Source organism: Enterocloster clostridioformis, assembly GCF_020297485.1.
Classification (GTDB): domain Bacteria; phylum Bacillota; class Clostridia; order Lachnospirales; family Lachnospiraceae; genus Enterocloster; species Enterocloster clostridioformis.
Window position 1 is genome coordinate 4760323 of record NZ_JAIWZC010000001.1, and the last position, 25623, is coordinate 4785945.

Genomic DNA, 25623 nt, shown 5'->3' on the forward strand with positions numbered 1-25623 from the left:
CAGTGATTCAAATATTGAAAAATGAGAAAAATCAGCAATTGTTTTTCCTAAATACTTCCGATACTTCTCTGGTTCTTTTTGTTCCGGAAAGCAGACACGTATTTATACCGCACTGGGGAGGAAAAATAGAGCCGACTGATATCGGATATATAATTGAAGAAATTTCTAGGGCAAGTTACCTGCCTGATGCGGATGGAAAAAAGAATTTTAAATTAGAACAGATGCCTCAGATTTACCCTTCATACGGGTATACAGATTTGCGGGAGCCGGCATTTTCTTTTAGGTGGAAAGACGGATCCAGGATTACAGACCTTCGTTACCGTTCTTACAGTACATATAGAGGGAAAAGAAAACCTGAGAGACTTCCAGCAGTGCTTTCAGATGAAGATAGCGAGGTTCTTGAAATCGTACTTTGTGATACATTAAAGCAGACTGAGGTGACGTTGGTATTCGGAGTTTTTGAAAAATACAATGCGATTACCCAGTCTGTACTGGTAAAAAATAAAGGTGAAGAAGCGTTCTATATTGAAAAAATTTGTTCTGCAAATATGGATTTGTTATTCAGTGACTTGGATTTGATCCATCTGTCGGGTGCATGGGGAAGAGAATGTAATATTAAGAGAAGGCATCTGGAACAGGGAATACAGGCAGTAGGCAGTACACGGGGGGCAGGCGGACATGGACAGAATCCGTTTGCTGCACTTGTATCGCCGGATACTTCGGAAGATCAAGGAGAAGTCTATGCAATGAATTTTGTATATAGCGGAAATTTCCTTGCTGAGGTAGAGGTGGATATGCATGAGAATAGTCGTTTCCAGATTGGAATCCATCCATTTGAATTTGAATGGAAGCTAAATCCGGGATATGAGTTCCAGACGCCGGAAGTGGTTCTGGTCTATTCAGGGAATGGACTGGGACAGATGTCCCGAACGTTTCACAAATTGTATCGTGAGTGTCTGATGCCAACAAGGTTTAGAAATCAGGAGAGACCAGTTCTGCTCAATAGTTGGGAGGCGAACTATTTTGATTTTACGAGAGACAGTCTTGTCTCGCTGGCAGCACAGGCAGCAGAGGCGGGGGCAGAATTATTTGTATTAGATGACGGGTGGTTTGGTCGGCGGGATGATACAACAACATCAATAGGAGACTGGATACCTTACGAGAAGAAGCTAGGAGGGAATCTGGAGAGTTTAATCAGTGATATCCGTAAGCGGAAAATTGCATTTGGGTTGTGGTTTGAACCCGAAATGGTATCCCCGGACAGCGAATTGTACAAACAGCACCCGGAGTGGGTCATACAGGTAAAAGGGCGGAGAATAGAAAAATCTAGAGATGAATATGTTCTGGATCTTGCAAATCCTGCTGTATGTGAATATATTATCCGGAGTGTAGGGAAGATTTTGAGTGAAAACTCAATCTCTTATGTGAAATGGGATATGAATCGGAACTTTACAAATACAGGGTCTCTCTACCTGTCCCCGGAACAGCAGAAGGAGTTGCCACATCGCTATATGCTTGGACTTTACCATATTATGGAAACCTTAACGAAAGAATTTCCGGATGTACTTTTTGAGGGTTGTGCAGGAGGAGGTGGAAGGTGCGATCCTGGAATGCTTTATTATATGCCTCAGATATGGGTCAGCGATGATACGGACGCTCTGGAGAGATTGCCGATTCAATATGGGACATCACTCGTATATCCGTCGATTGGAATGGGTTGTCACATTTCGGATGTTCCGAATCATCAAACAGGGAGAAGAGTCAGCCTTGAAACTAGGGCGGCCGTTGCAATGTGGGGGAATCTGGGACTTGAATTGAATTTTAACAAGATTGATAGTGCAGAAAAAATTCAAATAAAAAAATATATTGGTTTTTATAAAAAGGTAAGATATATAATTCAGTTCGGAGACCTGTATCGTTTAAAGGGACTGGAAATTGGGAACGAATATGCGTGGATGTATATCAGTGACGATGGAGAAAAAATATTGATTACTTATGTACAGATTATGTCTCGTCCCAATACAGTGTCAAAACGTTTAAGATTGACGCATGTAGAAAAACAAGCTTTGTACAAAGACACTTTATCTGGTAGACGTTTTCATGGAAGCGAGCTGTCCGAAATTGGGCTGGAAATCGGAAAGATTAGTAGGGACGGAGATTCACAGCAGTGGCTTTTAGAGAAAGTTTCAGAAAAAGATAAGGGACAAATATAAAATTTAAAGTAGACAGACTGTGCCGAACTTATGACATTTTGTTTCTTCCGTGAAAGATTGACTATTTATAGCAAATCTTCTAAAATAAAATTATTGGGTTTAAATGCGATACTTTCATGTAATTATGACAATATAGGATATTGCTGTATCGTGGGAGGAGGAAATAGAGATATGTCAAATATGCAAGATATTGCTGATAAGGCAGGTGTTTCTAGGGCGACAGTTTCCAGAGTTCTCTCTGATCATCCGTCAGTTAAGGCTGCAACACGGAAAAAAGTACTCCATTGGGTTAAAGAGTTGGGATATGAACCGAATCTGATTGCTCAGAGTTTAGCGGGAAATAGCACAAATATTATCGGCGTTATAGTGCCGGAAATCGCCTATCCGTTTTTCAGTGAGATTATTGAGGCAATTGAAAGTCAAGCATTCTATGAAGGCTACAGTGTTATTATATGTAATACAAACCGGAGTTTGGAAAAAGAAAAAAATATATTAACAGGATTAAATAAAAGAAAAGTGGACGGGATTATAGCGGTCCCTGTCTCAACCGAATTCAGTCTGAATTCATATAGAAAATTGAATATTCCAGTTACGATGATTACAAAAAAGGTGGAAGGTTTCCATTCGATTTATATATCCCATTATAGGGGTGGGGAACTGATGGCAAAACATTTTCTCAGTGTCGGGTTTCGGAAAATAGGCTATATCGGACCTGTCAAGAAATCTACATCGGCTATAAAATTCCAAGGATTACGGGATTATCTTTTGGCGAACGGAATAGAACTTACAGACGTAATCGAATGTGATCCGCCGGCGAATATGAATGCTACCGGGGTATCAGAAAATGTCAAAAATTATATTTTGGTCAGAGGGATTCAAAGTGAAGTATTGCTTGCCAACGATGATATTTCTGCCTGTGAAGCCATATCAGCATTGCAGATGCAGGGCATATCCGTGCCGCATGATATAGCGGTTGCGGGGTTTGACAATTCTCTGCTCGCAAGGGAAATGAATCCTAAACTGACTTCGCTGGCACAGCCTTTGGAGATGATTGGAAAAAAAGCTGTGGAAGTACTTCTTGATCAGATAAATTACCATACTCAGCCCCAGATGTATGAGATGGAATCTCGTGTGGTAATAAGAGAATCAACAGTGAGCTGGAATGTACAGCAATCGTGAAACTTGTCACGGTATCAGGTTTATAAATATAAGATATCGGAATAAGACATCCCTGAATTCGGAATGACTACAGTCATCTTGGTTCAGGGATATTTTTATTTCGTGAGAAAATAGGTAATTGTTAAATGATTTCTTACCATTAGTTGGACGAAAAAAAGCGCCCATAGGTAAGGAGAAAAAAGGTCAGTATCCAGAAAAACTCTGGAATGACATAAATGTCAGATTTTTGGGCGCACTTATAGCCCATAGATTTACGAACCATGATAATTGAATACTTTTTCAGGCAACCAGCGGTTTTAAACTCCGTATATATTCCGGACAGTTCATACGAAAGGCAACAATCACTGTAAGCTGGCTGGCGATTCCGGCAAGAAAAACATCTGCTTTCGTGGTTGCATGATTTCTGGTATGTTTGCCAGCTATGCACATATTTATTTTGAAGTGATTGATGGCTCTTTCTATGGAAGTTCTTATTTTATAGAGGGCATCCCATTCAGGGGTATTACGCTGGATTCCCGGAAACATGCGAAAATCCATGTTTTCATAGGTGTAAGTGGTTCGGCCTTTTTTGGCTGTGCTGCAAGGATGTTCGCATTCACAAATCCAATGCCCGTTTTTCATATGAACTTTGGGGCAGCGCCATTTGATACGGTCAGAACGTCCTTCTTCCTTTGTAACGCCACAATACTTCATGGCCAGCAGAGGATCATTGGGGCAGGTAGGATATCCGTATTCATTGTAGCCTACTTTTTTAAGGGAACTTTCGTTACGTGGGTTGTATGGGAGCAGGACTTTCTGATATCCAAACTCGTTTTTCAGGAAGCCGTAAATGTCAGCAGAATCAAAGGCGGCATCTCCTAAAAAAGTATTCGGGTGGAAATCCGGATGTGCAGAGAAAAAGTCAGAGAGAACCGGCTTTAAAGCAGCGGAATCGCTGATGGTCTTATCTTCATCAGAGGAATCCGACTTTTTCTCAACCGGAAGTTCCGGATGCGCAGCCTTAAAATCATCATCAAAAAATACGATGTCCCTGACAATACCAAGACCATTCGTGAGGATGCCGAATTTATCGGCATAGCAAAAATGCCCATTGATATACATCTGTTTGGCATCGGGAGAGGAAGCAGCCTGCGAAGGCATAAGCCCGTAGGCCATCTTGTAGGGATCCACATCCGGCTTGTCTTATAAAAAGACTTTAAGCGTTTGATAAGAGCATTGAGAGTTTTGGGATTATTTTCATTCACAAACAGTTCAATACCAGAGGTGTCGAAGGTAAGGATCCGGGCAAGAGAAGAATCAATCATCTGGCAGATGGGTTCTGTATAATCGACCATCTGGCGGAACATGAGTTCAATATAGGGTTCAAAGTTCTGGCGGAATCTGGTGAACAGAGGAGCATCGGGGACTTTGGAAAAACCACAAAAATCACGAAGTTCCTTACAGATGGAAAGAAAAAGGATGAGCAGAGAATCAGTAGGGATAGAAAAAATCTTCTGGAGGATGAGAGAGGAAAGGAAGCCGGTTAAGGGATAAACCCTGTTACGGCCAAGGTGCTGATAAAAAGCATTGGTAAAGACAGAGGGGATGAAATCGTTTATATCGAAATGTTCATCCAGAAGCTGGAAGAAGGAAGGTGTATCTTCCATAAACATATCCTGACAGTCTGAAAAAGTATCATTTAAAGAAATCTGACGATATTTAGCAGCCATAAATTTACAGCATTGCTTAAATATCAGTGATTAAATTACTAATGGTATCCCGGCATATGTCCACTTAAATGGGTGTGCTGTAAGATTGTATTGTTCAATAAAGCGCAGGATGCTTGCTTCCAGTTCTTCTATTGACAGGCAGCTTTTCCGCTTCAGCAGCTTCCGGTTAATGATGCCAAACCATATCTCAATCTGGTTCATCCAGGAACTGTGTTTCGGAGTATAGACAAAGCGGATCCGGTGGGAAGGGTCATGCAGGAAATCCGCCCGGCTTTCCATACTTTTAAGGATCCCTGTTTTCCCTTTTTTGCCCAGTTCCACGCCAAGGGCACAGGCCTCTGCCACAAAGCGGACAAGGGTTTCCGACTTATGGGTGTTTAGGCCATCGCATATAAATGTCCATGGGGCTTGCGGGTCTGTCCCTGCCAATGCTTTCACGGCTTCCACAAAATCCTCTTCTGTGCGTGTGGAGTTTAAATACGGCATTTCCATACGGCCCGTTGCAACATCAAAGAACCCGATGAGGCTGGCCGTGCCATGGCGGATATACTCAAACTCCATTTTGGCGCACTGGCCGGGTAATGGGAGCTTGTCAGGATATTTATGTTCCAGCGCCTGTACCCCGGTCATTTCATCCGTGGAAACAATGTGTGCACCTTCCCGGCTTTGTTCCTGGGCGCTCTGGTACAGGCCGCAGATTTCGTTTACTTTCCGCGCAAAAGATTCCGGGGCTTCCGTCTTTTCCGAAGAATGAAGCCAGTAACGGATTCTGTGGGGATGTAAATCTACCTCATTTTAAAAAAACGGCTGACAGATTTCTCAGAAATCTGTTCAGCGATCCCCTGCTTTTTAATTTCTGCCACTAACAGCGGGAGGCTCCACTGGCTTACTTCGTACCCAAAATCATTTGGGCTGCTGCAGGCAAGGCCGATGATCCGCCTGATCTGGTCCGGCGTAAAAACAGACGGGGCACCGGGGCGTTTTTTATCGGAGAGGACTGCCCGTATCTCATCTTCAAGCTTTTCCGGGTCGTCCATTTCAATCCTCCGCAAGGCTGGGAGCGCCGCGAGGAACCGACTGCGCCAGGTGGCAGCATTATTATAATGAAGCCCGACCTGTGGTGCAATATTCTGGTTGAGTTCCCCCTGTGACGCAAGCAGGACAATGCTGGCTCTTTTGACCAGTCCTGACGGAAGGGAGCGGCTTTTTGAAAAAGCAGATAATATGTTTTTCATGGCATCAGATAAAACCGGGATAGTATCAATTGTTTTCCTTCGCATAATAACCCATCCATTCTTTAGTGATAGAATTATTATGCACCGACTACAATAAAAAAGCAACGTCTATTCATTATTATTTTGGCAATGCTGTACTAGCCAACTTACGGTTTTAATGACGTGCTTTGTTCCCATTAGGATTTCTCCGCTTGGTAAGTCATTGACCATCAGCATGAAACTACACGCTGACCGCTTGTTATTGCGGATTCACTTCGCCCCAGTATGGGCGCACAAATGATGTGGTTGTGAATATGCCCTTTGTCTGTGTGGGTGGCAATTACATAGGAATATTTCCCTTCCATTAATCTGTCCGCAAGCTCCTGACCTACCTTATGGGCTTTCTCATAAGAGATCTCGCCAGGAGCAAAAGACTGTATCAGATGAAAGGCTTTGTTTTCATCAGACTGCCTTGTCTTGAAAAGGGCGCAGGCAAAGTCATAAGGAATAGTTTCTACACCGCATCCAAAGGTGGAAACAAGTATCTGCCCGTCTGTCTTGGCAGGGTTCAAAATATATTTTACTGCTTTAGGCAGGGTTGTTTCGATAGCATGGATTTTTGTGTACGCCATACTTCTTCCATCAGATCCTTTATTTGTTTTACATCGGCATCATAGACATTTCCGGTTGCGTTCATCCGCTTGGCAATCTGATTGAGGTTTGTTCCGATGCGGCGCAGGCGGCATTAAACAATAAGTAAGCGACCGCTTACCCAGTATAAAATGATTCATGTAATTATCAATGCTTTGAGATATTATGTGGATAGGCAAAAGGAAATCAAGTATTCACAGATATACAAAAGCGAAAGGGGCTGTGAAAAAAGAACATTTTCAGGTTTTACCCTGGAAACGTTCTTTTTTTGCTGGTATAATTTATCTGTCATGAAAAATAATACCATGTCTTATTATAGTCCAAAGCAGGGAAGATTTCCAGTATTTCTTGCAGATAGTCTGGATATCTGCGATCCGGTATGGGTATTTGACCAGATCATGGAGGAGATCGGAATAGAACAGTATCTCAGGCCTGAACCATTATACCGCTATGGCAGGCCGGGATATAATCGGGTCAATATGCTTAAAACAATCTTATTCGGCTTTATGGACACAGGATACGCAAGTTTAAGGGAATTGGAGGACCGGTGCAGAACCAATATCCGTTATATGTACCTGATGGATTACGAAACACCCGGTTACCGCTCCTTCGGATACTTTATTAATAATGAAATCGACGGAAAGGCCGAAGATATTTTCCGTGCCGTTATGGAGTATATCCGAAAAAAAGACGCCGTGGATCTGGAACATCTTTATATAGACGGCTCAAAATTTGAGGCAAATGCGAACAAATACAGCTGGGTATGGAAAAAAGCAACGGAGAAATCCAGATACCGGCTGTTTGCGAAAATCACACAGCTGCTGGATCAGATCAATGAGGACCTGGCCTATACCGGACTGAAGGTTGAGACGAACACAGAATATACTCCGCAGGGTCTGGAGATGATTCTTGGACGATACGCTTTTCAGTGCCGGATCGACGAGGAGGCGTTCGTCCACGGCAGAGGCCATCGCAAGAGCAGGGAGCAGAGATATTACGAGAAGCTGAAAGAATACACACAAAAGCTGAAAGAATATGTGAAAAAGATCCGGATCTGCGGCCCGGAACGCAACAGCTATTCCAAAGCGGACCATGATGCTACGTTTATACGGAGTAAGGGGGAGGTATATGCTTTTTTAGGGAAGTAACAGACTTCCGGATCAAAAAGTGAGGGGGCTGTGGGAAATAGAGTCCGTCTACTCTATTTTTTCACAGCCCCTTTTCCGGCCGTTATCTCCATGCGGACCGGGTGGTTGAACTTCCGGGCTCTGTCTGCTGTGTTTATAACCCAGCGCAGAACTGATTTGACTGCTGGCAGACAGCAGCGCTGAGAGATAACGGTCCATGGAAAATGGTTTTATATTGTTGGTCGTTCCTGAGATACACAGACTGTAATTTACTACGCCACGGTAATCATAAATAGGGGCTGCGATACATCTGACGCCTAAAGCTATCTCTTCATCGTCTACCGCATAGTCCTGGCTTCGGAGGAAGGAAATCCAAAGCAAATAGAAGGCGGGCAGTTGGTTTTCCTGTATTCCCTGGGCGTACACTTAAAAAAGCGCACAAACATCTGCGAAAAATTACTGGGACTGTTAAACCCGCACATGCCTGCTATGGAGGAAATGCTGCTGTGAGGGCTGCGAAGAAGCATGGAAGCCCCCTGGGTTATTCTGTATTTCAGAAGGTACTGAATGGGAGAGGTCTGGATGGCGCGTTTGAAACACCGCAGGCACTCACGCTCTCCGATATCCGCAGCCCTGGCAATCCGGGCCAGGTCCAGATTTTCGTGGAAATGTTCATGGATAAAGCTTATCATTTTTTGGATACGCATATTATCCGTATTCGGAACTGGTTCCCTGGAATCCATTGCATGGGCATAGTACATGTAAAGGGAACAGCAGATACGGGACAGTTTTTCGCGGACCACGAACTCGTATCCCAATGGTTCGCCGGAAAATGCATCAAAGGCAGAGGTGAAGACGGCAGCGGGATTTCCCTCTCCGGAGTCTTCGGCAAGCGGGTCAAGCGGACAGCAGTCAAAAATCCTGCACTGAAGAAGCGGCGCCACATACCTCTTGAAAAATACGGAATCTTGCCCGCCGGTTACCAAAAGAGGGTGAAATACCAGGGAATGGAGTTCGCAAAGGGGCTCTGCGGCGGCAAAATGCAGTATATTGGAATTGACCACAGCGCCTTCTCCATGTTTTAGATGAAAGGTCTTACCCGGAACCTGCAGTCTCAGATGTCCGGACTCAACGTAAATAACTTCCAAATCCTCATGCCAGTGCCAGGGAACCACATCCCCGGCACTGTCTGTATATACAGAAGAATATCCTGCGCAGGGGAAGTCCGGCATCCCGTGGGGCTGCAGTTCCCTCCCTGCGCGGTTTAAATTCAGGGCACAATCCTGTAATGCCATGTCAATCCTCCGATTGGTCGTTTTTCTTATATTATAAGTCGAGATTTGGGTTGAATCAAGAAGGAAAAGACGATATTCTTTTGGTGTGTATTTAATCAAAAAGAGGGTTTAATTCCCCGCAGCTTGCTGCGTAACAAACTTTTTCAAGACATGGAGGAAGAGATATACTAGAGGAAAAAGGAAAGGAGAAATTGTGCGATGAGTGAAACAATACGCAAGTCACACAATGTATCAGTACTCATGTATCATTTCGTATGTCCAGCAAAATATAGAAGAGTAGTAATAGATGAAGATGTAGATAGGGTAATCAAAGAAACGTGTGAGGGAATTCAGGAAAGGTATGAAATAAGATTTTTGGAAGTAGGTACAGATAAAGACCATGTACATTTTCTTATCCAGTCAGTGCCTGCATATAGTCCAAAAAAAATCATCCAAATAGTGAAGAGCATCATAGCCCGGGAGGTGTTCGCGAAATGTCCACAAGTGAAGAAAAAATTGTGGGGAGGAGAATTCTGGACAGATGGCTATTACGTAGCAACGGTGAGTGAACATGGGAATGAGCAAATCATAAGTAGATATGTGAAAGAACAGGGACAGGAAAAAATTATAAAACAATCTATAAAAACGTAGAGAAAACAAAGCAGTATAGCATATGGGATTATATGTAGAGGTTGCAACCTTCGATACCCCGCAGCTTGCTGCGGGGTAGTTCATTATATGTTCTGCGCGCGGGAGGCTTCAGCGGGTCTTTTGGGTGCTTAGAAACAGGAGGATGAGATGTTTCAGCTATTACTTGTGATTATTTATCTGGCGTTTATCAGTTTGGGGCTTCCGGACGCACTTCTGGGTTCAGCATGGCCGTCCATGTACCGTGAGCTGGGGGCTTCGGTGTCCTATGCAGGCATTATCAGCATGATTATTGCCGGGGGTACCATAATTTCCAGCCTTTTCAGTGACAGGCTTATCAGGGCCTTTGGGACCGGAAAGGTTACTGTCATAAGCGTTGCAATGACAGCAGCAGCCCTGTTTGGTTTTTCTTCTTCCCATTCCTTTATACAATTGTGCCTTTGGGCCATCCCCTATGGCCTGGGAGCGGGAAGCGTGGATGCCGGACTGAATAACTTTGTGGCTCTCCACTATAAATCCCGCCACATGAGCTGGCTGCACTGCTTCTGGGGTATCGGCGCAACGGCCGGACCCTATATCATGGGCCTATGTCTGACACGAGGTTTTAAGTGGAATTCCGGTTATATGGTGGTGGGGGTGATTCAGATTGCACTGGTGGCCTGCCTTGTGCTGTCGCTTCCTCTGTGGAAGGTGAGGACGGAGGGAAGCAGCGGACAGGATGACACCCACAAGCAGATTACCATGAGAGAGGGGCTGCGGCTTCCGGGGGCAAAGGCGGTGCTTACTGCATTTTTCTGCTACTGTGCTCTTGAGGCCACAGCCGGTCTGTGGGCCAGCAGTTATATGGTGCTGCATAAGGGAATTGCCCCCCAGACAGCGGCAAAATGGGCTTCGTTTTTTTACCTGGGTATTACCCTGGGCAGGCTGGCCAGCGGTTTTGTCACGGACCGGGCGGGGGACAGGAACATGGTGCGCTGCGGTCAGCTGACCGCCTTTGCCGGAACTGTGCTGCTGTTTCTTCCGGCCGGTGACGGGGCGGTACTGGCAGGACTTATCATGGTGGGACTGGGCTGTGCTCCTATCTATCCCAGTCTGCTTCATGAAACGCCTGATAACTTTGGGGTGCAGTATTCCCAGTCCATGATGGGTATGCAGATGGCCTGCGCTTATGTGGGCTCCACTTTCATGCCGCCGCTGTTTGGGGTTGTGGCAGAGCGCATCAGCGTGACGCTGTATCCCGTGTGTCTGGTGGTATTTGTGGTATTGATGATTGGGATGACAGAGAGGATGGGGAGGGTTCAGGATGGAAAAGTTAATGGACTTACACATGCACAGCTATTACAGTGATGACGGCGAATTCAGTCCCGGGGAGCTGGTGAGACAGTGTGGCATGAACGGCATCCGTATCATGTCCATTGCGGACCACAACAGTGTGCGGGCAAACGAGGCGGGAAGACAGGCAGCCCTGAGGGCCGGGATTACGTATGTTTCCGGCATAGAGATTGACTGTACGTTCAGGGGGGTGAATCTTCATGTGTTGGGGTATGGAATTGACGATACAAGCCATGATTTTGCCTGTATTGAAGATAATATAAGCAGTCAGGCAGCGGCGGCATCCAGCCAGATGCTCTGTGCAACCAGGGAAATGGGGTTTGATGTGACAGCGGAGGATATGGCGGAGCTGGCCGGAGAGCATTACTGGAAGGACCGGTGGACCGGGGAAATGTTCGCAGAGGTGCTCCTGGGCAGGGAGGAATACAAGGACCATCCCCTGCTTCTTCCCTACAGGGTAGGCGGAGCAAGAGGCGATAACCCTTATGTGAATTTTTACTGGGATTTTTATTCTCAGGGAAAATGCTGTTATGTTAAAATGGAATACCCCCAACTGGAGGAGGTGGTTGATACCATACACAGAAACGGGGGATATGCGGTGCTGGCGCATCCGGGGGTTAACTTAAAAGACCGTGCGGAATTGCTGGATCCCATACTGGAGGCAGGAGTGGATGGAATAGAGGCATTCAGCAGCTACCACTCGGAGGAACAGGCCGCGTTTTATCATAAGGCTGCGTGCGGCAGATTCAGGATGATTACCTGCGGAAGCGATTATCACGGAAAGACAAAGCCGTCTATCTCCATAGGCGGCCATGGATGTACGGTCCCATATGAGGAAATGGTCCGGCAGCTGGGGCGTATTCTTGGGGAGAATGGTAAAAAATTTTCAGTGTAGGGAGTGTACCCCGCCATTGCCACTTCCGGTATTGATGCCTATGATGGGGATTCCGTGACCTTTCACTCAAATAGTGCAGTTTTTTTGTAATAAATTTCTAAAACCAGATGCGGATAGCTTGCCATTGTTTATTTCTAGTATAACTCGATTTTAATAAGTTTACATTATTATCCTGAAAACCAAGGGAAACGTGCGCCAAAAGCACGGACACGTAAGCCAAGAAATCAGATTACTACCAATGCTTAAATTGTAAGCTTATTTAAATCGAGTTATACTAGTCTATTATACACCATTTTGGCCGATTTGCGAAGTTTCCTATAAGGGAACAAAGAAGGGGCTGAAGCACCCTATTTAGTGCAGCAGCCCCTTTTTAATGGGGTGGAAATATTTCGTGCATAAAAAGCCGCATTTCGTGCGGAAACTGTTGGAAATATATAAAAACTGGTGTAAAATCCAGTTTAAATAAGTGTCTATGCACAAAAAACAAAAGAAGAGGGGATGTTTTGTGAGAAAACGGAAAAGATGCAGACAATTAGCAGGAAGGGCTGCCAGTCTTTTATTGGTAACTACTTTGATGGCGCCCAATATGGTGCCGCTGATAGCCTAAGGGGCGGAGGCCATTCATAACAGGCCACGTTATGTGTCTTTTGCCAGGCCGACGGCTCTTACTAACGAAGTAGGTATTAGTGACCTGGGAAATTCCGGGAGTGGTGATGGGGCTGGCAATGACAGCGGCTCCGATACCAGCAATGATTCAGGTAGCAGTAGCTCTAATTCTGATAGCAACGGTTCTGGCAGTGATGGCTCCGAGTCAGGAGGAGGTTCTGAATCCGGCGGAGGCTCCGAGTCAGGGGGCGGTTCGGAGTCCGGCGGAGGTTCCGAAACCGGCGATGGTTCGGAGTCTGGTGATGGTTCCGAAACCGGCAATGGCTCCGAGTCCGGCGGAGGTTCCGAAACCGGCGATGGTTCGGAGTCCGGCGGTGATTCCGAAACCGGAAAAGAAGAGGAGTCCGGTGGTGCAGATAAAGAGACTGGAAGCAATACAGATGAAAGTAAGTACGAAACCAAGGAATCTACAGAAGAAACCGAAGAATCCGAAGAAGCCAAAGAAGCGGATGAGAACGGCAGCCATAGCGGCGGAGCAGGCGGTAATCGACCTGCCGGACCTGATGCGCCAGAAAGTACATAAGCAGAGCTGGAAACCTTACCTGCCGAGGTTCTTTCGAAGCCAGAGGATGAAAAGGAGGCCAGAGAACCGGAGGACTTTTATGATGACCTGATTGAAGAACCGGAAGGAGAGCTAGTCCAGTTTAATGACCGATACCGTACCTACCAAACCGGTGACGGGGAATACATAACCGTTGTTGGCGGGTATTCCGGGCTTTATCAGGATACAAGCGGCGAGGTCCTTGAAGCCAACAACATGCTGACCGAGGCAGGTGTGGAGGATGAGGAAATATCCGTGGCCACGGGTTCCAATGCCAGAAGGATGAGAAGCATGGTATCAACCGGGACTACCTACCGGAACGAGAATGGACCGATGACCGTGCTCTTACCGGAAAAGATGAGCGGCGGGCGCGGGTATACCATCACAAAAGGCGGTGATTCCCTGGAAATCGTACCGGAGGGCGGAGATTATACCCTAAGCCGTGTGGGGGATAATGCAATCCGCTATAGTGATGTGTATGAGAACGTGGATGTCCAGTATACAATCTTGAATGGTACTGTGAAGGAGGATATCATCCTGCTGGAGAAGCAGGATAGGAATAACTTCTCTTATAAGCTTAAATCCGGAAGCCTTAAATTTAACCTGAATCCGTGAAACTGGTTGTTTTATGATGCTAATCCCAAATCGGATTGGCTTATTCTTGATAAATAGTTCTTCAAAGACAGTATTTTAATGTATCTGGATTGATTTTGGTTTCAAATGACGGTTAGTAACACTAGAAATCCTTTCAAAAGGGCATGCTTTCCCCTTGGTTTCTCAAAGGCTACCTGGCAGGATGACATTTATGACCGGAAATCCGCAACCAGCTCATTGGTCTCAAATTTGCCGGATGGCAGCCGCTCCATATCCATATCGGTCTTGATCTCGCTATGGAACTGCTCACATTCGCCGTGGGCATGGTAGAGTCCTATGACTTCGCGGTCCGTCATTCCAAGGTTTGTCCACCAGGTATTGACTTCAATGTCGCCTTCCAGAAGGAACTGGCCATATTTATCAATGGTACGGTTTATGATCTCGTACCCGGCACGGACGGTGATGGTTTTTTCCGTATCATCCGCTGTTTTATAGGAAACCGGTTTCCAGTCGCTGCCGATATAGACGGTTTTCCCTTCACGGGGAGTTTCGATATCTTGGCTGTATTCCTGTGCCATCTGCAGCCAGTCCTCTTTGCTTTCCCTGCGGAGGTTGCGTTTTATGACGAAATAACAGCCCGCTTCCACCAGGATACCGATATTCTCTGCGGCATCGTTTCCTGAATCAAGGCGGATCAGGAGCGGTTCATCCGTAATCTCCCTGCACATACGGATGGTTTCCCGTAAAAACTCAGGGGTATGCTTCTGGCAATGCTGTTTTCCTTCCCGGAGTTCACAGTTGACCAGATAGCCCTCCGTTCCAATATATGCCATTATCGGCGCATAGCCGTCACATCCCTTATAAGTTCTGGAGACACCCTGCTTTTTGGTCTTGGAATTATCAAAGGGCGTGACATCAATATCCACAGGCACATAACCGTTCGGGAGTTTTCCCGGTACAATGCCATTATCCCTGAGCATCTTGATGTTTTCCGCAAGGATATAAGAACGCATGGATGAGCCAATGTCATCCATCCGCTGGCGCAGCGTCTCCTCAGAAGGGATGCTTCTGACAATGCCAAGTGCGTATTTGTAAAAATCCGGGTCGTCATCAAACTCATGGACGGACTCATAAGCAGGTTTCCCCATGGTGAGAAGTCCGATATAAGTGAGCAGGACATCCCCGTTCTTGATCTGGTGCTGTGAACGGTTTGGGGTGACATCCATACGGTTGCACCGCTTTACGAAGTCGCTTTTGCCGAGAATGGCACCGACAACTGCAAGGCCGCTGGCTGGGATGAGCCGCTCATTGGTAAACTCAATTTTTATCTTTTTCATGATGACTGCCTCCATAGTGCCAACCAGTGAGAGGAACTTTTTCCCTCACATCATCAGAGAGGACAAGCAGTTTTGAAGCTGCCTGTCCTCTCTCCATTTTTAGGAGGTTAGCCCATGAAAACAAGCAATCTGAGAAAGTATTACTACCCCTACTACACTGAGGATGTGTTTGTGGAGGTCAGCGATGAGGTGGCGGAGGCCATGCTGCTGTCTGTCCGGGAGATGGAGAACTATTACCGCCGGACTTGCCGCCACAAGGCGTACTACTCGCTGGACGCCTATGACTGGACGGAGAACTATGCGCTGGAACACAGTCCGTCCCCGGAGGAAGTGCTTGTGCTTCAGGAGGAACAGGCCGCCCGTGACCGGCTGCTGTCCATGCTGGATGAAGCCCTCTCCCAGATCACGCCGGTGCAGGCCCGCCGCGTCCGCAGCTACTATCTGCGTGGCTTAAATTTTCCCGGAATCGCACAGGAGGAGGGCATCAACAAGGATGTGGTCTGCCGCTCCGTCCACGCCGGTTTGAAGCGCCTGCAAGAGTATTACAGCCGCCGGAACCGGGTGGAATGAGGTGCGGCCTATGCAGACCGTCAACCTGAAAAAATACTATTACCCGCTGTTTACCAAAGACACATTTGTTGAGGTTTCCGATGAAGTGGCCGAGGCCCTTTTACTCATGCACAGGGAGGAAAACAACCGCATCCGAAAGATGTATTACCACAAGGCATATTTCTCCCTTGACCGGGAGGACGGGATTGAGAATGACGCGCTGTGCGGATTTGAAAAATCCCCGGAGGAAATTCTCATGGAGCAGGAGGAAGAACGGTTTTTCCTGCTGACGCTGGAACGATTAGAAGAAGCTCTGTCCTGTTTAACGCCCACGCAGGCCCGCCGCATCCGCGCCCGGTATCTGTCCGGCATGGCAATACAGGAGATTGTCGCCAGCGAGGGCGTGAGCGTCAGCGTTGTTTCCGAATCCATCCGCAGCGGATTGAAGAAGCTGCGTACTTACTTTGACAAAAAGAAATGGAGGGAATTTGAAGAATGAAATTTATACAAAGCGAATTGGAACTGATCTATCAATACGCCATGCCGGATAAGGACGCGATCCTGACGGAATTGCGGGCTGTCCGGCGGGCGGCAAAAGAACCGCTGACAAAAGCGATTGTGGAGAACACCATTGACAAGCTGCTGGAGGTGCCGGAACCGGAATTCAGTCATTTTATTGCAGGTGTAAAAGCCTGCTTTAAGGGAGAAAACGGCCAGCCCAGCCCTGACCGGCTGACCGAAGCCGGAATACAAGAGCCGCCACTGTTGGGGCATGACCTGTTCGGGATGGAGCGCAGCCTGCCAAGCACACGGCACATGGTTGTACTGGACATCTTAAACTCCAACAGCCCTGTGGGAACACCCGGCGGGCGTTACCGCTTTTTCCTCTCTGCCGAGGGCTATAAAAATGCCAGAGCCAGCGCCGAGCGGGGAGAAATCAAGATTATCAGCCATGCCACCGTTGGTGCGTGGCGGTTTTATCACGACAAAAAGCTGACCCGCCCGGAACGATGAAAGGCGCTGCCTATGAAAGAACTGAAAAAATTACAGACGGAGCAGGAAAAGGTACAGCGGGAAATCCGGCAGTTGGAGAACCGGCAGAAAATCCTGTTGAACAAACAAACCGATGCCGAGCGCAGGGCGAGGACGCGCCGCCTGATCGAGCATGGCGCAATTCTGGAAAGCGTCTTTCCCTCTCTTGCCGGTCTGCCCGGCGAGGAAGTCAAGTCGTTTTTGCTGTCACTCTTCCGCCTGCCGGGAGTGCCGAAGCTGCCGGAAAGCAGGCCCGAAAGCCCGGAAACAGAGGTACTTTGAAAAACTAACGGCGCACTTATACACCGTTGCCGGTGTCGTGCGCCTGCCGGGGGCTATTGCGCTCTCCGAGCGCGATGGGGAGCTACACTCCCCAAACCCCTTGTGCGCCCCGCGCAGCATGACACCCGCCCTGCGTCTGTCATGCTCCACGGAACCTATATATCCCCACCCGAAAGGAGGCTGTACCAATGGATTTCTGCCATTTTCCCGTTAAGATCGTCAAGCGCAGCGAGGGCCGGTCTGCCGTAGAAGCTGCCGCTTACCGGAGCAGGACGAAGCTGACAAACGAATGGGACGGGCAGACCCATGACTATACCCGAAAGCGCGGCGTCATTCACACCGAGATCATGCTGCCGCCCAATGCCCCGCCGGAATTTTCTGACCGCGCTCCCTCTGGAACAGCGTGGAGCAGATCGAGAAAGCAAAGGACAGCCAGCTTGCCCGTGATATTGAAGCATCCCTGCCACGCGAACTATCCAGAGAACAGCAGCTTGCCCTTGTCCGCTCTTTTCTGAAAGACAACTTTGTGGACAAGGGGATGTGCGCCGATTTTGCCATCCACGACAAAGGGAACGGCAACCCCCACTTCCATGTCCTGCTGACCGTCCGCCCCCTGAAAGAAAATGGCGAGTGGGCTGCGAAGTGCCGCAAGGTATATGAGCTGGACGCACAGGGCAACCGCATCCCGGACGGGAAAGGCGGCTGGAAAAATCACAGGGAAGATACCACGGACTGGAACGACAAAGGGAATGTGGAATTGTGGCGCAAAGCGTGGGCGGAATATGTGAACCGGGCGCAGGCGGCTATCGGCCTGTCAGACCGGATAGACCACCGCAGCTATAAGCGTCAGGGGATTGATAAGATTCCTTCCATCCATCTGGGCGTTGCCGCTTTCCAGATGGAGAAGCGCGGCATCCAGACCGAGAAAGGGAATGTCAACCGGCAGATTGCCGCCGACAATAAGCTGCTGAAAGAGATCAAGGCCCGCATTACCCGGCTTTATAACTGGTCTAAGGAAGAAGCCGCCAGACCGCAGGGCAAAGACAGCATTATGACGCAGCTATGGCAGGCGCAGCATGAAATGAACCGTAGCGCGGCCCATTCCAACTATGGCAAGGCCAAGGCATTAAAACAGAGCGCCGCCCTGTTCAATTTCTTGCACAGCAACGGGATTACTTCCATGCAGCAGCTACATGAAAAAATCTCCGCCATGAATGGCGCTTATTATGATTTGCGCGGCCAGCTCGTCAGCGGGGAGCGCCGGAGAAAAAAGCTGGACGAACACCTGAAAATGTGGGCGCAGTATGAGAAGCACAAGGGAACCCGCCGCCAGCTTGACTAAGTGAAACCCAGCAAGCGGGAACTATTTGAGCAGCGTCACAGCGCGGAGCTTGCTTTGTATGAAGCCGCCGCCCGGTATCTGGAAAATCTGAAAGCTGCCGGCGAGCCGATCACCCCGAAGAAATGGCAGGCCGAAATGGATAAGCTGTCGGCGCAGAAAGATTTGCAGTACCAGCAGATGAAAGCCATGCGGGAGGAAATCAAGGCCGTGGAGAGCTTGCGGAAAGTCGCCGAGAAGCTGGAAAAGGAGCAGCCCGACCAGAGCAGGAAAAAGGAGGATCACGAGCTATGAGCATAGCAAAACCGCCGTACAGAAAAATTCTCCATACGGCGGCCTGTGCTTTCATTTTCCGAACAAATCGCTGTGTGTTCCGGTGCGGGCCAGTGTCAGTACCAGCACATCGTCCTCAATGCGGTAAACCAGCAGCCAGTCCGGCTGAATGTGACATTCCCGGTGTCCTATCCAATCGCCGGACAGCGCATGGTCTTTGTTTTTCTCTGGCAATGTTTCGCCCCTCGATAATGCCCGGATAATATCATCCAGTAAATCAATATTGAGGTGCCGCTTCAATGCCAGCTTGTAGTCTTTTTTGAACTGTGTCGTCCAAACAATATCACGGTTCATCGTTTCAGCTCCCGGAGTGCTTCTTCTACATCGGAGTAGTGCTTCACGCTGGGATCACGCGCGATACGTTCTGCTTCCAGCATGGCGGCAATGGTTTCCTTGTTAGGCTGTTCCAGCCGGACTTCAAAGGGAAAACCGCCGACACGTAAAGACTGACGCAGGAACACATTGATTGCGGTTGTCAGGTTCATGCCTAACTCGCCATAAAGCGTTTCGCACTGTTTTTTGATGTCGCTGTCCATGCGGACGCTGAAATTTGTCGTGCTTGCCATAGTATCAACCCCTTTCGCATTTCATTGCACTTATATTATATGCGAATTGCAATGCAAAATCAACTCAACAGCCATGAAATTTACAAATTTTTAAGGAGGACTCAATGCAGAAAGAAATTTTGATGATTACGATAACCATTCAAATCCCGGTGCCGCCTATGCCGCCCGCGCCAGCAGGCGCAGAGCAACCGGAGCCGGTTTTTGCAAAAGAGCAGCCGCCCGTGTGCCGCTGCCATGTGCGCTATGGCAACCGGGCAGCGTGACAAAATCCCCGTCATGGACTACCGGCAGTACCGCAGGGCGCGGCGACTGGTGCATGAGTGCTGTAATTACGATTGCGGCAACTGCCTTGCGCTGGACGATGGGGAGGAATGTGTCTGTGTCCAGAGCATTTCCTACTCCCTGCTGTGCCGGTGGTTCCGGGCGGCGGTGCTGCCGCTGGATAAGGAACTGAAAACGGCCCTTAAAATGCGGACAGGCCCCCATTACAGACCCAAAGGAGCAAACCTATGTCAGACAATCGAAAATATTATTACCTGAAACTGAAAGAAAACTATTTTGATGATGATTCCATTGTCCTGCTGGAAAGTATGCAGGACGGGATTCTGTATTCGTATATCCTGCTCAAGCTGTATCTGAAATCGCTGAAACATGGCGGCAAGCTCCAGCTTGACGAGAACATCCCGTACACGCCCCAGATGATTGCCACCCTCACCCGGCAACAGGTGGGAACCGTAGAGCGCGCCCTGAAAATCTATTTGCAGTTGGGGCTTGTGGAGGTTATGGCGAATGGAGCCTATTATATGAGCAATATAGAACTCCTGAGCGGACAGTCCTCTACCGAGGGAGAACGAAAAAAGCAGGCGAGAATGGCGTTGCAGGCGCAGAAAAAACGTGGTGGACAAATGGGCGGACATTTGTCCGACATTCATCCACCAGAGATAGAGAAAGAGATAGAGTTAGAGATAGAGAGAGTTAGAAAAGGGACAGACCGCCCGCTCCTATGGACGTTACCAAAATGTGATTTTGTCTGACAAAGACCTGTCGGAACTGCAAGAGGAACTCCCGGACTTGTGGCAGACCTATATTGACCGGCTATCCGAGTATATGGCATCTACCGGCAAGCAGTATCAGAACCATGCCGCCACCATTCGGCGCTGGGCTGCCGAGGACAGAAAGAAAGCAGCGCCGCCCACCCGGAACCGGGATTACAGCGTAAAGGAGGACGAAACCGTATGATTGAGATTACCACAGAAATCCGCGCCATCATTGACAAAGCTGCCGCCGATCCGACCCTTGCCGGGGATGAATACATAGACCCGGCTGACGGGCTTATCCACTGTAAGAAATGCGGCGGCAACCGGCAGACCGCTTTTCCCTGTTTTGGGAAATCCGGCTATTTCATGCCCCGCTGTATCTGCCCCTGTCAGGCCGAAGCAGAACGCCAGCGCAAGGAGGCGGAGGAACAGCGGAACCGCATGGAGAGTATCAAGCGCCGGAGGGCGCAGGGACTTCAAGACCGCTATCTGTACGATTACACCTTTGCCAACGACAACGGGAAAAATCCGCTGATGAAGAAAGCCCGCGCCTATGTGGAGCATTGGGATGAAGCCTACCGGGACAACACCGGCCTGCTACTGTTTGGGGATGTGGGAACCGGGAAATCCTTTTTCGCCGGTTGTATCGCCAATGCGCTGCTTGACCGGGATATTCCGGTGCTTATGACGAACTTCCCCACTATCCTGGACCGGCTGACAGGTATATTCTCCGAGGACAGGGTGGATTTTATCGCCAGTCTGGGAATGTATGACCTGCTGGTTATCGACGATCTGGGCGTGGAGCGTAACACCGAGTACGCGATGGAGCAGATGTTTACGGTCATTGATGGCCGCTACCGCAGCCGCAAGCCCATGATTATCACAACCAACCTGAAGCTGGAAGAAATCAAGAACCCGCCCGATCTGGCCCACGCCAGAATCTATGACCGCATACTGGAATGGTGTGCGCCCGTCCTCTTTTCCGGCAGGAATTTCCGGGAGGAACAGGAGTAAGCCACGAAAGCGGCGGCAAAGGGGATTGTAACCCAAAATTGAACCGAAAACCTGATTGTTTGGACAATTACCCCGCCGCCACCGGCGGGCTGTCCGGGAAAGGAGTATATGACCTTATGAGCAATGAGAAAATGACCCAGAACACCACAGCAGCGCCCGCGCCGGAGGACAGACCGGCGCTTGTGAAGAAGATCGGGAGAACGGCCTATAGAGTGTCATTCCATTTCAGCACCACCAGTACCGAAAACATGAGCGACAAGATTAAACGGCTGATTAAACGGGATATGGGCGCATAACGCGCTCATACCCCCGTAAAATCTTTTTTGAAAAAATCCGCACTATGTCCTTGACAAACGGAACGAAAGGGATACGTCTATGAATACACGTATGACAAGGACAACCGTCAGGTGGGATTTAAGAACCCGCTGGAGGAGACAATCATGGCCGCCTATGACCCGGGAAGCCGTGTCACCAGTGTGACGGACCGCATGGGGCTTACAGAAGCATACACCTACGATCCGCATGGGAATACCCTGAGTGTGAAGGCCGCCAATGGCCTGGTGACCCGGTTCAGCTATGATATCCTGGATAACCTGGTGCGTGTGACCATGCCGAGTGAGCTGACCACTTCCTACACCTATGATGTGATGGGGAATGTGACCTCCATGACGGATACCATGAAGCGCACCACTGCCTACACCTACGACCTGGAAGGCAACATGACCAGCATCCATGACCCGTCCGGGCGGACTGAGAGGATGGGATATGACATCGGGGGGCGCCTGACCTCCTGCATAAGCAATGGCGGGAACAAGGTATCCTATGATTACGATGTCCTCAACAGCCTGGTGGAAAAAGCCTATGAGGACGGGGAGGGCAACGCCGTAAACGAAGGCGTGGTGTACGGTTATGATGTCCTGGGCCGGCGTGTCTCCATGATGGACCGAAGCGGTGACAGCAGTTATGAATATGACGGGCTTGGACGGATTACCAAGGTGACCGCCGGCTCCGGTGAGGCCACCACCTATGTATATGATGCCATCAACCGTGTGACGGAAATCCACCGCCCCAACGGGGTGAATACCTACAACACCTACAATGCCAGGGACCAGATTGTATCCATGGTCAACCGGTGCGATGAGTGTGAATGGATAGTCAGCCGGTATGATTACACCTATGATGACCGCGGGTTCATCGTGGCGGAGGACGCAGCCGAAAGCCTCTATGCGTATGCCTGGGATGACAAGCATGACGGGAAGCATGAGAGCTGGCACGATGACCTGTTCCCGCACGGCAACAAGCATATCAACAAGCATGACAAGGACGGTATCTATAACTTCCAGATCATAGAAACGAAACGAGCCTTCACATACGATGATGACGGCAGGCTCCTAACCGCAGCCGAGAATGAGGACCGCCAGGGCCGGTATGACTATGTGTTCAAGTATGATGCCGATGGAAACCGGATCCTGGAAGAGGAGGTCAAGCCGGATGGGAACCGCAAGGTGGAGAAGATCTATGAGTACAGCGTGGAGAACCGTCTCAAGGCAGTGCGTGATGCCCACGACCTGCTGGTGGCCATGGCCTATGACGGCGACGGGAACCGCATATTCCAGCTGAACTACAACCTGCATACCGATGATGACTGGAAGGGGAATTCCGGAAATGGGAACGGAAACAACAAGGACAACACCGGAAGCGGCAACACCGGCAATGGAAACGGCAATAAGAAGAGCGCCGCGGCAGCCATCGCAGATTTCTTTACCGGTGAAGAATAGGAAGCGGGGAAACTCGGTGCCGGCGTAAGCCAGGCATTGGCTGAGCGTCTCTTCAGTGAAGAAATCCTTGGAGGCCTGGCGGAAGGTTTAGGAATCCCAGAGGAGACTGTAACAGCCCAGGAGGAGACAGGAACAGACAGCAGTGATACGGCCAACGCTGACTCTGGGCAAACCATGACTGCGACACCAGGCAATGCAGCGCCGGGTGCCGTAAGCCCAGGCAATGCAGCCCCGGGTGCCGTAAGCCCAGGCAATGCGGCAGCCAGCTATGCCGGAAAGAATGATAACGGCAATAACGGGAACGGCGGCAATGGGAACCATTATGGTTGGGGGAACGGAAACAATGGAAACGGAAACGGAAACGGCAACAGCAGCACCGGAGGAACCAATGACAATAACGGAAATGCCGGCGGAAACACCAATAATACAGGCGGGAGCCAGAACCAGAGCGGCATCCTGTTCCCGGTGGCGGGCGAGGTATCCGAGCTGGAGCAGGAACTGATTGACATGATTAAGACCACCGGGAAGCAGAAGAATTATGAGCTGGTGGAATATGTCAATGACGTGAACCGCGACCATGTGGAAGTGTTGATGGAGCTGAATATCAATGGTATAATGGATACGGCATACAGCTACGGGAATGAACGCCTGAACAATGAGCGCTTTACCGGCTGGACCGGCTACTATACCTATGACCCAAGAGGCAGCGTGACCGGTGTGACAGGAATTGATGGATATATCTGGCAGTCGTACCGGTATAATGCCTTTGGGGATATCACAGATCCGCTGACACTGAACCGGTATAATTATGTGAAGAGCAGCCCGCTGAATTATATTGACCCAAGCGGTAAGAGTAACATCCCGTATGTTGGTGACCTTTATGACTATTTTTCCGGAAAGATGTTGTCCGACTTTTGGAATGGTTTATGGTCATATCCGGGTAAGGTTGCGGAAGACATAAACGAGAATGTTGGGAAGAAAACCAGTGAGATAAAAAAGGCCATGGATGCAGCGGTAGAAAAGGCATCCCCCTATTTGAAACGGTGTGATGATTTTATAACGGGAATCACAGTTACGGTAAAATTAGGAGATGAAGCGATGGATAGCCTTCTGGGGATGAAAGCAGAGGGTAACACATACCTTGAGGAAACCGGAGATGTAATCTATTGGGATTGGTATGATGCAGGAGAACAGATAGGAAAAATACTTGCCAACTGTAAAAATGCAGGTACCTTATTTGTGATAGTGATGCATTCCATGAATGGAACTGGGCCACAGACGGTAATGGTTGTAGCTGATGAATATGGTAACACAATGGTAATGGATGGCGATGCTATCGCAATAGAAAACACTGGTATTGTGATGTTTGGGGGTGGAAAGAATAATAAAGATGATAAGGGGGATTCTGAGACTGGAAACTGGAATAAAGGAAGCTTTGATTCTCCAGAAGATTCTTTGGACTACCATTATGGCAGGCATGGTGATGAAGTTGGTGCTACAAGCCGCGACCAATATTTAAGAAAGGCAGAAGAATTTGCTAAAACAGCTAAAAAAGGTTCTACAAAGAGCCGAGTTGATGGAGCTGTTGAAGGTACAATTCGATACAAAAAGAATGGAAAATATATTGATATTGCGCCAGATGGTTCTATTGTATCATTTGGGAAGCAATAGGTTCGGAGGTGATTATAGGTGGGATTAGTACATCAGTTTGCAATTATTCCAAAAGATAGTGATGTGAGTATGGTTTCTTCAGATATGGATTCAGTTTCCATTTCGGATATGATAATTCAATATATTGGAGATAGCTTGAAATGGATCAGTACAACTTGGAACGGCAAAAGACTTCAAAATGGTATTTCATACTATGGATTTTCATTTATTGAAGATGGTGAGATAACAAAGTTAAAGAACATCCTCAAACAATGGGTAGAACTATTTCGTCTATCGCCAGATGAGTTTTATTTGACTGGAGAATTCCTGCTAGATGAGGAACGATATGAAAATATACTGGTAAAAAAAGGGGAGATAATAAAAAATTTAAATTCCTGTATTTATATCTGTGAAAAAGCGATAAATGAGGGGAAGAGGGTTTTACATAATGGTATTTAACCAGCGCACTTTTCGACCCTGCGATTTTTCTTGATTTTCGGAAAATGGTGGTTGTTTCACATCAGGCCAACGAGCCGATATACCTGCTCATGGTACATCTTTCCGAGTCCTGCCGGAAAACGTTAACACGGGCGGTCACGGAGCGTTACAAGGGCAAGAGGACGATGCGGGCGGCCCGATAGAAACACGATTATAGAAAACCGG

At 48.3% G+C, this 25623-nt stretch carries 26 protein-coding genes and 6 pseudogenes; 22 read left to right on the top strand and 10 right to left on the bottom strand.

Annotation, left to right across the window (positions count from 1 at the left end):
• Positions 1-2: 2 nt before the first annotated feature.
• Together LA360_RS23785 and LA360_RS23790 are read left to right on the top strand one after the other, a co-directional pair.
• Positions 3-2213 (top strand): alpha-galactosidase, encoded by a 2211-nt coding sequence (locus LA360_RS23785; protein WP_057571401.1) that lies wholly within the window; start codon positions 3-5, stop codon positions 2211-2213.
• A 171-nt stretch (positions 2214-2384) separates the two neighbouring features.
• Entirely contained in the window at positions 2385-3392 is a 1008-nt protein-coding gene (locus LA360_RS23790; protein ID WP_057571400.1) for a LacI family DNA-binding transcriptional regulator, read from the top strand.
• A 279-nt stretch (positions 3393-3671) separates the two neighbouring features.
• Here LA360_RS23790 and LA360_RS23795 read toward each other — a convergent pair.
• The 5 genes and pseudogenes from LA360_RS23795 to LA360_RS23815 all read right to left on the bottom strand — a co-directional run bounded on the left by LA360_RS23795 (position 3672) and on the right by LA360_RS23815 (position 7012).
• Positions 3672-5101, bottom strand: a pseudogene (locus LA360_RS23795) (transposase).
• A gap of 30 nt (positions 5102-5131) precedes the next feature.
• A complete protein-coding gene (locus LA360_RS23800) occupies positions 5132-5869 on the bottom strand; it encodes a transposase (RefSeq protein WP_112482845.1) in 738 nt (245 codons plus the stop codon).
• A gap of 17 nt (positions 5870-5886) precedes the next feature.
• Positions 5887-6381 (bottom strand): helix-turn-helix domain-containing protein, encoded by a 495-nt coding sequence (locus LA360_RS23805; protein ID WP_112482843.1) that lies wholly within the window; start codon positions 6379-6381, stop codon positions 5887-5889.
• A 164-nt stretch (positions 6382-6545) separates the two neighbouring features.
• Positions 6546-6947 carry a relaxase/mobilization nuclease domain-containing protein gene (locus LA360_RS23810; protein ID WP_112482841.1) on the bottom strand — a complete coding sequence of 134 codons (402 nt, stop codon included), beginning with the start codon at positions 6945-6947 and terminating at the stop codon, positions 6546-6548.
• On the bottom strand, positions 6896-7012 hold the full coding sequence (locus LA360_RS23815) for a hypothetical protein (RefSeq protein ID WP_081031298.1): 117 nt from the start codon (positions 7010-7012) through the stop codon (positions 6896-6898). The genes LA360_RS23810 and LA360_RS23815 overlap by 52 nt, the downstream gene beginning before the upstream one ends.
• Positions 7013-7271: 259 nt before the next feature.
• Here LA360_RS23815 and LA360_RS23820 point away from each other — a divergent pair, with 259 nt between their 5' ends.
• Positions 7272-8114: a transposase gene (locus LA360_RS23820; RefSeq protein WP_225537674.1), complete on the top strand. Its 843-nt coding sequence runs from the start codon at positions 7272-7274 to the stop codon at positions 8112-8114.
• Between the two features lie 48 nt (positions 8115-8162).
• Here LA360_RS23820 and LA360_RS31610 read toward each other — a convergent pair whose 3' ends face one another.
• Both LA360_RS31610 and LA360_RS23830 read right to left on the bottom strand, forming a co-directional pair.
• Positions 8163-8519, bottom strand: a complete 357-nt coding sequence (locus LA360_RS31610) for an IclR family transcriptional regulator domain-containing protein (protein WP_225537675.1) — start codon at positions 8517-8519, stop codon at positions 8163-8165.
• Positions 8432-9388: an AraC family transcriptional regulator gene (locus LA360_RS23830; protein ID WP_022201014.1), complete on the bottom strand. Its 957-nt coding sequence runs from the start codon at positions 9386-9388 to the stop codon at positions 8432-8434. Before LA360_RS23830 ends, LA360_RS31610 begins: the two co-directional genes overlap by 88 nt.
• A gap of 198 nt (positions 9389-9586) precedes the next feature.
• Here LA360_RS23830 and tnpA point away from each other — a divergent pair.
• The 5 genes and pseudogenes from tnpA (at position 9587) to LA360_RS23855 (ending at position 14064) form a co-directional block, all read left to right on the top strand.
• Positions 9587-10056 (top strand): annotated as a pseudogene (gene tnpA, locus LA360_RS23835) (IS200/IS605 family transposase).
• Positions 10057-10165: 109 nt separating this feature from the next.
• The gene (locus LA360_RS23840; RefSeq protein ID WP_022201015.1) at positions 10166-11362 is read left to right on the top strand and encodes an MFS transporter; all 1197 of its coding nucleotides are present in this window, start codon (positions 10166-10168) and stop codon (positions 11360-11362) included.
• A complete protein-coding gene (locus LA360_RS23845) occupies positions 11319-12242 on the top strand; it encodes a PHP domain-containing protein (protein WP_022201016.1) in 924 nt (307 codons plus the stop codon). Before LA360_RS23840 ends, LA360_RS23845 begins: the two co-directional genes overlap by 44 nt.
• Before the next feature lie 686 nt (positions 12243-12928).
• Positions 12929-13522, top strand: coding sequence for a hypothetical protein (locus tag LA360_RS23850; RefSeq protein WP_225537676.1), 594 nt, complete (start codon positions 12929-12931; stop codon positions 13520-13522).
• Between the two features lie 143 nt (positions 13523-13665).
• Positions 13666-14064, top strand: coding sequence for a hypothetical protein (locus LA360_RS23855; protein ID WP_225537677.1), 399 nt, complete (start codon positions 13666-13668; stop codon positions 14062-14064).
• A gap of 200 nt (positions 14065-14264) precedes the next feature.
• Here the strand turns inward: LA360_RS23855 and LA360_RS23860 are convergent.
• Positions 14265-15395: pseudogene (locus LA360_RS23860) on the bottom strand (IS1380 family transposase); the annotation flags it as partial.
• A 99-nt stretch (positions 15396-15494) separates the two neighbouring features.
• On the opposite strand from LA360_RS23860, the gene LA360_RS23865 reads away from it, so the two are divergent.
• The 6 genes and pseudogenes from LA360_RS23865 to LA360_RS30100 all read left to right on the top strand — a co-directional run bounded on the left by LA360_RS23865 (position 15495) and on the right by LA360_RS30100 (position 18876).
• The gene (locus tag LA360_RS23865; protein ID WP_057572737.1) at positions 15495-15950 is read left to right on the top strand and encodes a sigma-70 RNA polymerase sigma factor region 4 domain-containing protein; all 456 of its coding nucleotides are present in this window, start codon (positions 15495-15497) and stop codon (positions 15948-15950) included.
• A gap of 10 nt (positions 15951-15960) precedes the next feature.
• Entirely contained in the window at positions 15961-16428 is a 468-nt protein-coding gene (locus tag LA360_RS23870) for a sigma-70 family RNA polymerase sigma factor (RefSeq protein WP_112482837.1), read from the top strand.
• A complete protein-coding gene (locus LA360_RS23875; protein WP_112482835.1) occupies positions 16425-16943 on the top strand; it encodes a DUF5720 family protein in 519 nt (172 codons plus the stop codon). Before LA360_RS23870 ends, LA360_RS23875 begins: the two co-directional genes overlap by 4 nt.
• 12 nt (positions 16944-16955) lie before the next feature.
• On the top strand, positions 16956-17243 hold the full coding sequence (locus tag LA360_RS23880) for a DUF3847 domain-containing protein (protein ID WP_057572734.1): 288 nt from the start codon (positions 16956-16958) through the stop codon (positions 17241-17243).
• A 188-nt stretch (positions 17244-17431) separates the two neighbouring features.
• A pseudogene (gene mobQ, locus LA360_RS23885) lies at positions 17432-18585 on the top strand (MobQ family relaxase).
• Positions 18586-18876, top strand: a complete 291-nt coding sequence (locus LA360_RS30100) for a hypothetical protein (protein ID WP_278335990.1) — start codon at positions 18586-18588, stop codon at positions 18874-18876.
• 51 nt (positions 18877-18927) lie between these two features.
• Here the strand turns inward: LA360_RS30100 and LA360_RS23890 are convergent, their stop codons facing one another.
• Complete coding sequence (locus LA360_RS23890; RefSeq protein WP_057572733.1) at positions 18928-19209, bottom strand: type II toxin-antitoxin system YafQ family toxin; 282 nt, start codon at positions 19207-19209, stop codon at positions 18928-18930.
• Positions 19206-19481 (bottom strand): type II toxin-antitoxin system RelB/DinJ family antitoxin, encoded by a 276-nt coding sequence (locus tag LA360_RS23895; RefSeq protein ID WP_057572732.1) that lies wholly within the window; start codon positions 19479-19481, stop codon positions 19206-19208. The genes LA360_RS23890 and LA360_RS23895 overlap by 4 nt, the downstream gene beginning before the upstream one ends.
• Positions 19482-19585: 104 nt before the next feature.
• Here LA360_RS23895 and LA360_RS23900 point away from each other — a divergent pair, with 104 nt between their 5' ends.
• The 8 genes and pseudogenes from LA360_RS23900 to LA360_RS23935 all read left to right on the top strand — a co-directional run bounded on the left by LA360_RS23900 (position 19586) and on the right by LA360_RS23935 (position 25419).
• A complete protein-coding gene (locus tag LA360_RS23900; protein ID WP_166433718.1) occupies positions 19586-19744 on the top strand; it encodes a hypothetical protein in 159 nt (52 codons plus the stop codon).
• Positions 19725-19946, top strand: a pseudogene (locus tag LA360_RS23905) (cysteine-rich VLP domain-containing protein); the annotation flags it as partial. The gene LA360_RS23900 and the pseudogene LA360_RS23905, both read left to right, overlap by 20 nt.
• 44 nt (positions 19947-19990) lie before the next feature.
• A pseudogene (locus tag LA360_RS23910) lies at positions 19991-20720 on the top strand (phage replisome organizer N-terminal domain-containing protein).
• Positions 20717-21532: an ATP-binding protein gene (locus LA360_RS23915; protein WP_089776517.1), complete on the top strand. Its 816-nt coding sequence runs from the start codon at positions 20717-20719 to the stop codon at positions 21530-21532. Before LA360_RS23910 ends, LA360_RS23915 begins: the two are co-directional and overlap by 4 nt.
• Positions 21533-21648: 116 nt before the next feature.
• Entirely contained in the window at positions 21649-21828 is a 180-nt protein-coding gene (locus tag LA360_RS23920) for a transposon-encoded TnpW family protein (RefSeq protein WP_057572739.1), read from the top strand.
• Positions 21829-21939: 111 nt separating this feature from the next.
• A complete protein-coding gene (locus LA360_RS23925) occupies positions 21940-23310 on the top strand; it encodes an RHS repeat domain-containing protein (protein ID WP_225537678.1) in 1371 nt (456 codons plus the stop codon).
• Between the two features lie 36 nt (positions 23311-23346).
• Positions 23347-24981, top strand: coding sequence for an RHS repeat-associated core domain-containing protein (locus LA360_RS23930; RefSeq protein WP_225537679.1), 1635 nt, complete (start codon positions 23347-23349; stop codon positions 24979-24981).
• 18 nt (positions 24982-24999) lie between these two features.
• Positions 25000-25419, top strand: coding sequence for a hypothetical protein (locus LA360_RS23935; RefSeq protein WP_022201330.1), 420 nt, complete (start codon positions 25000-25002; stop codon positions 25417-25419).
• Positions 25420-25623 lie beyond the last annotated feature (204 nt).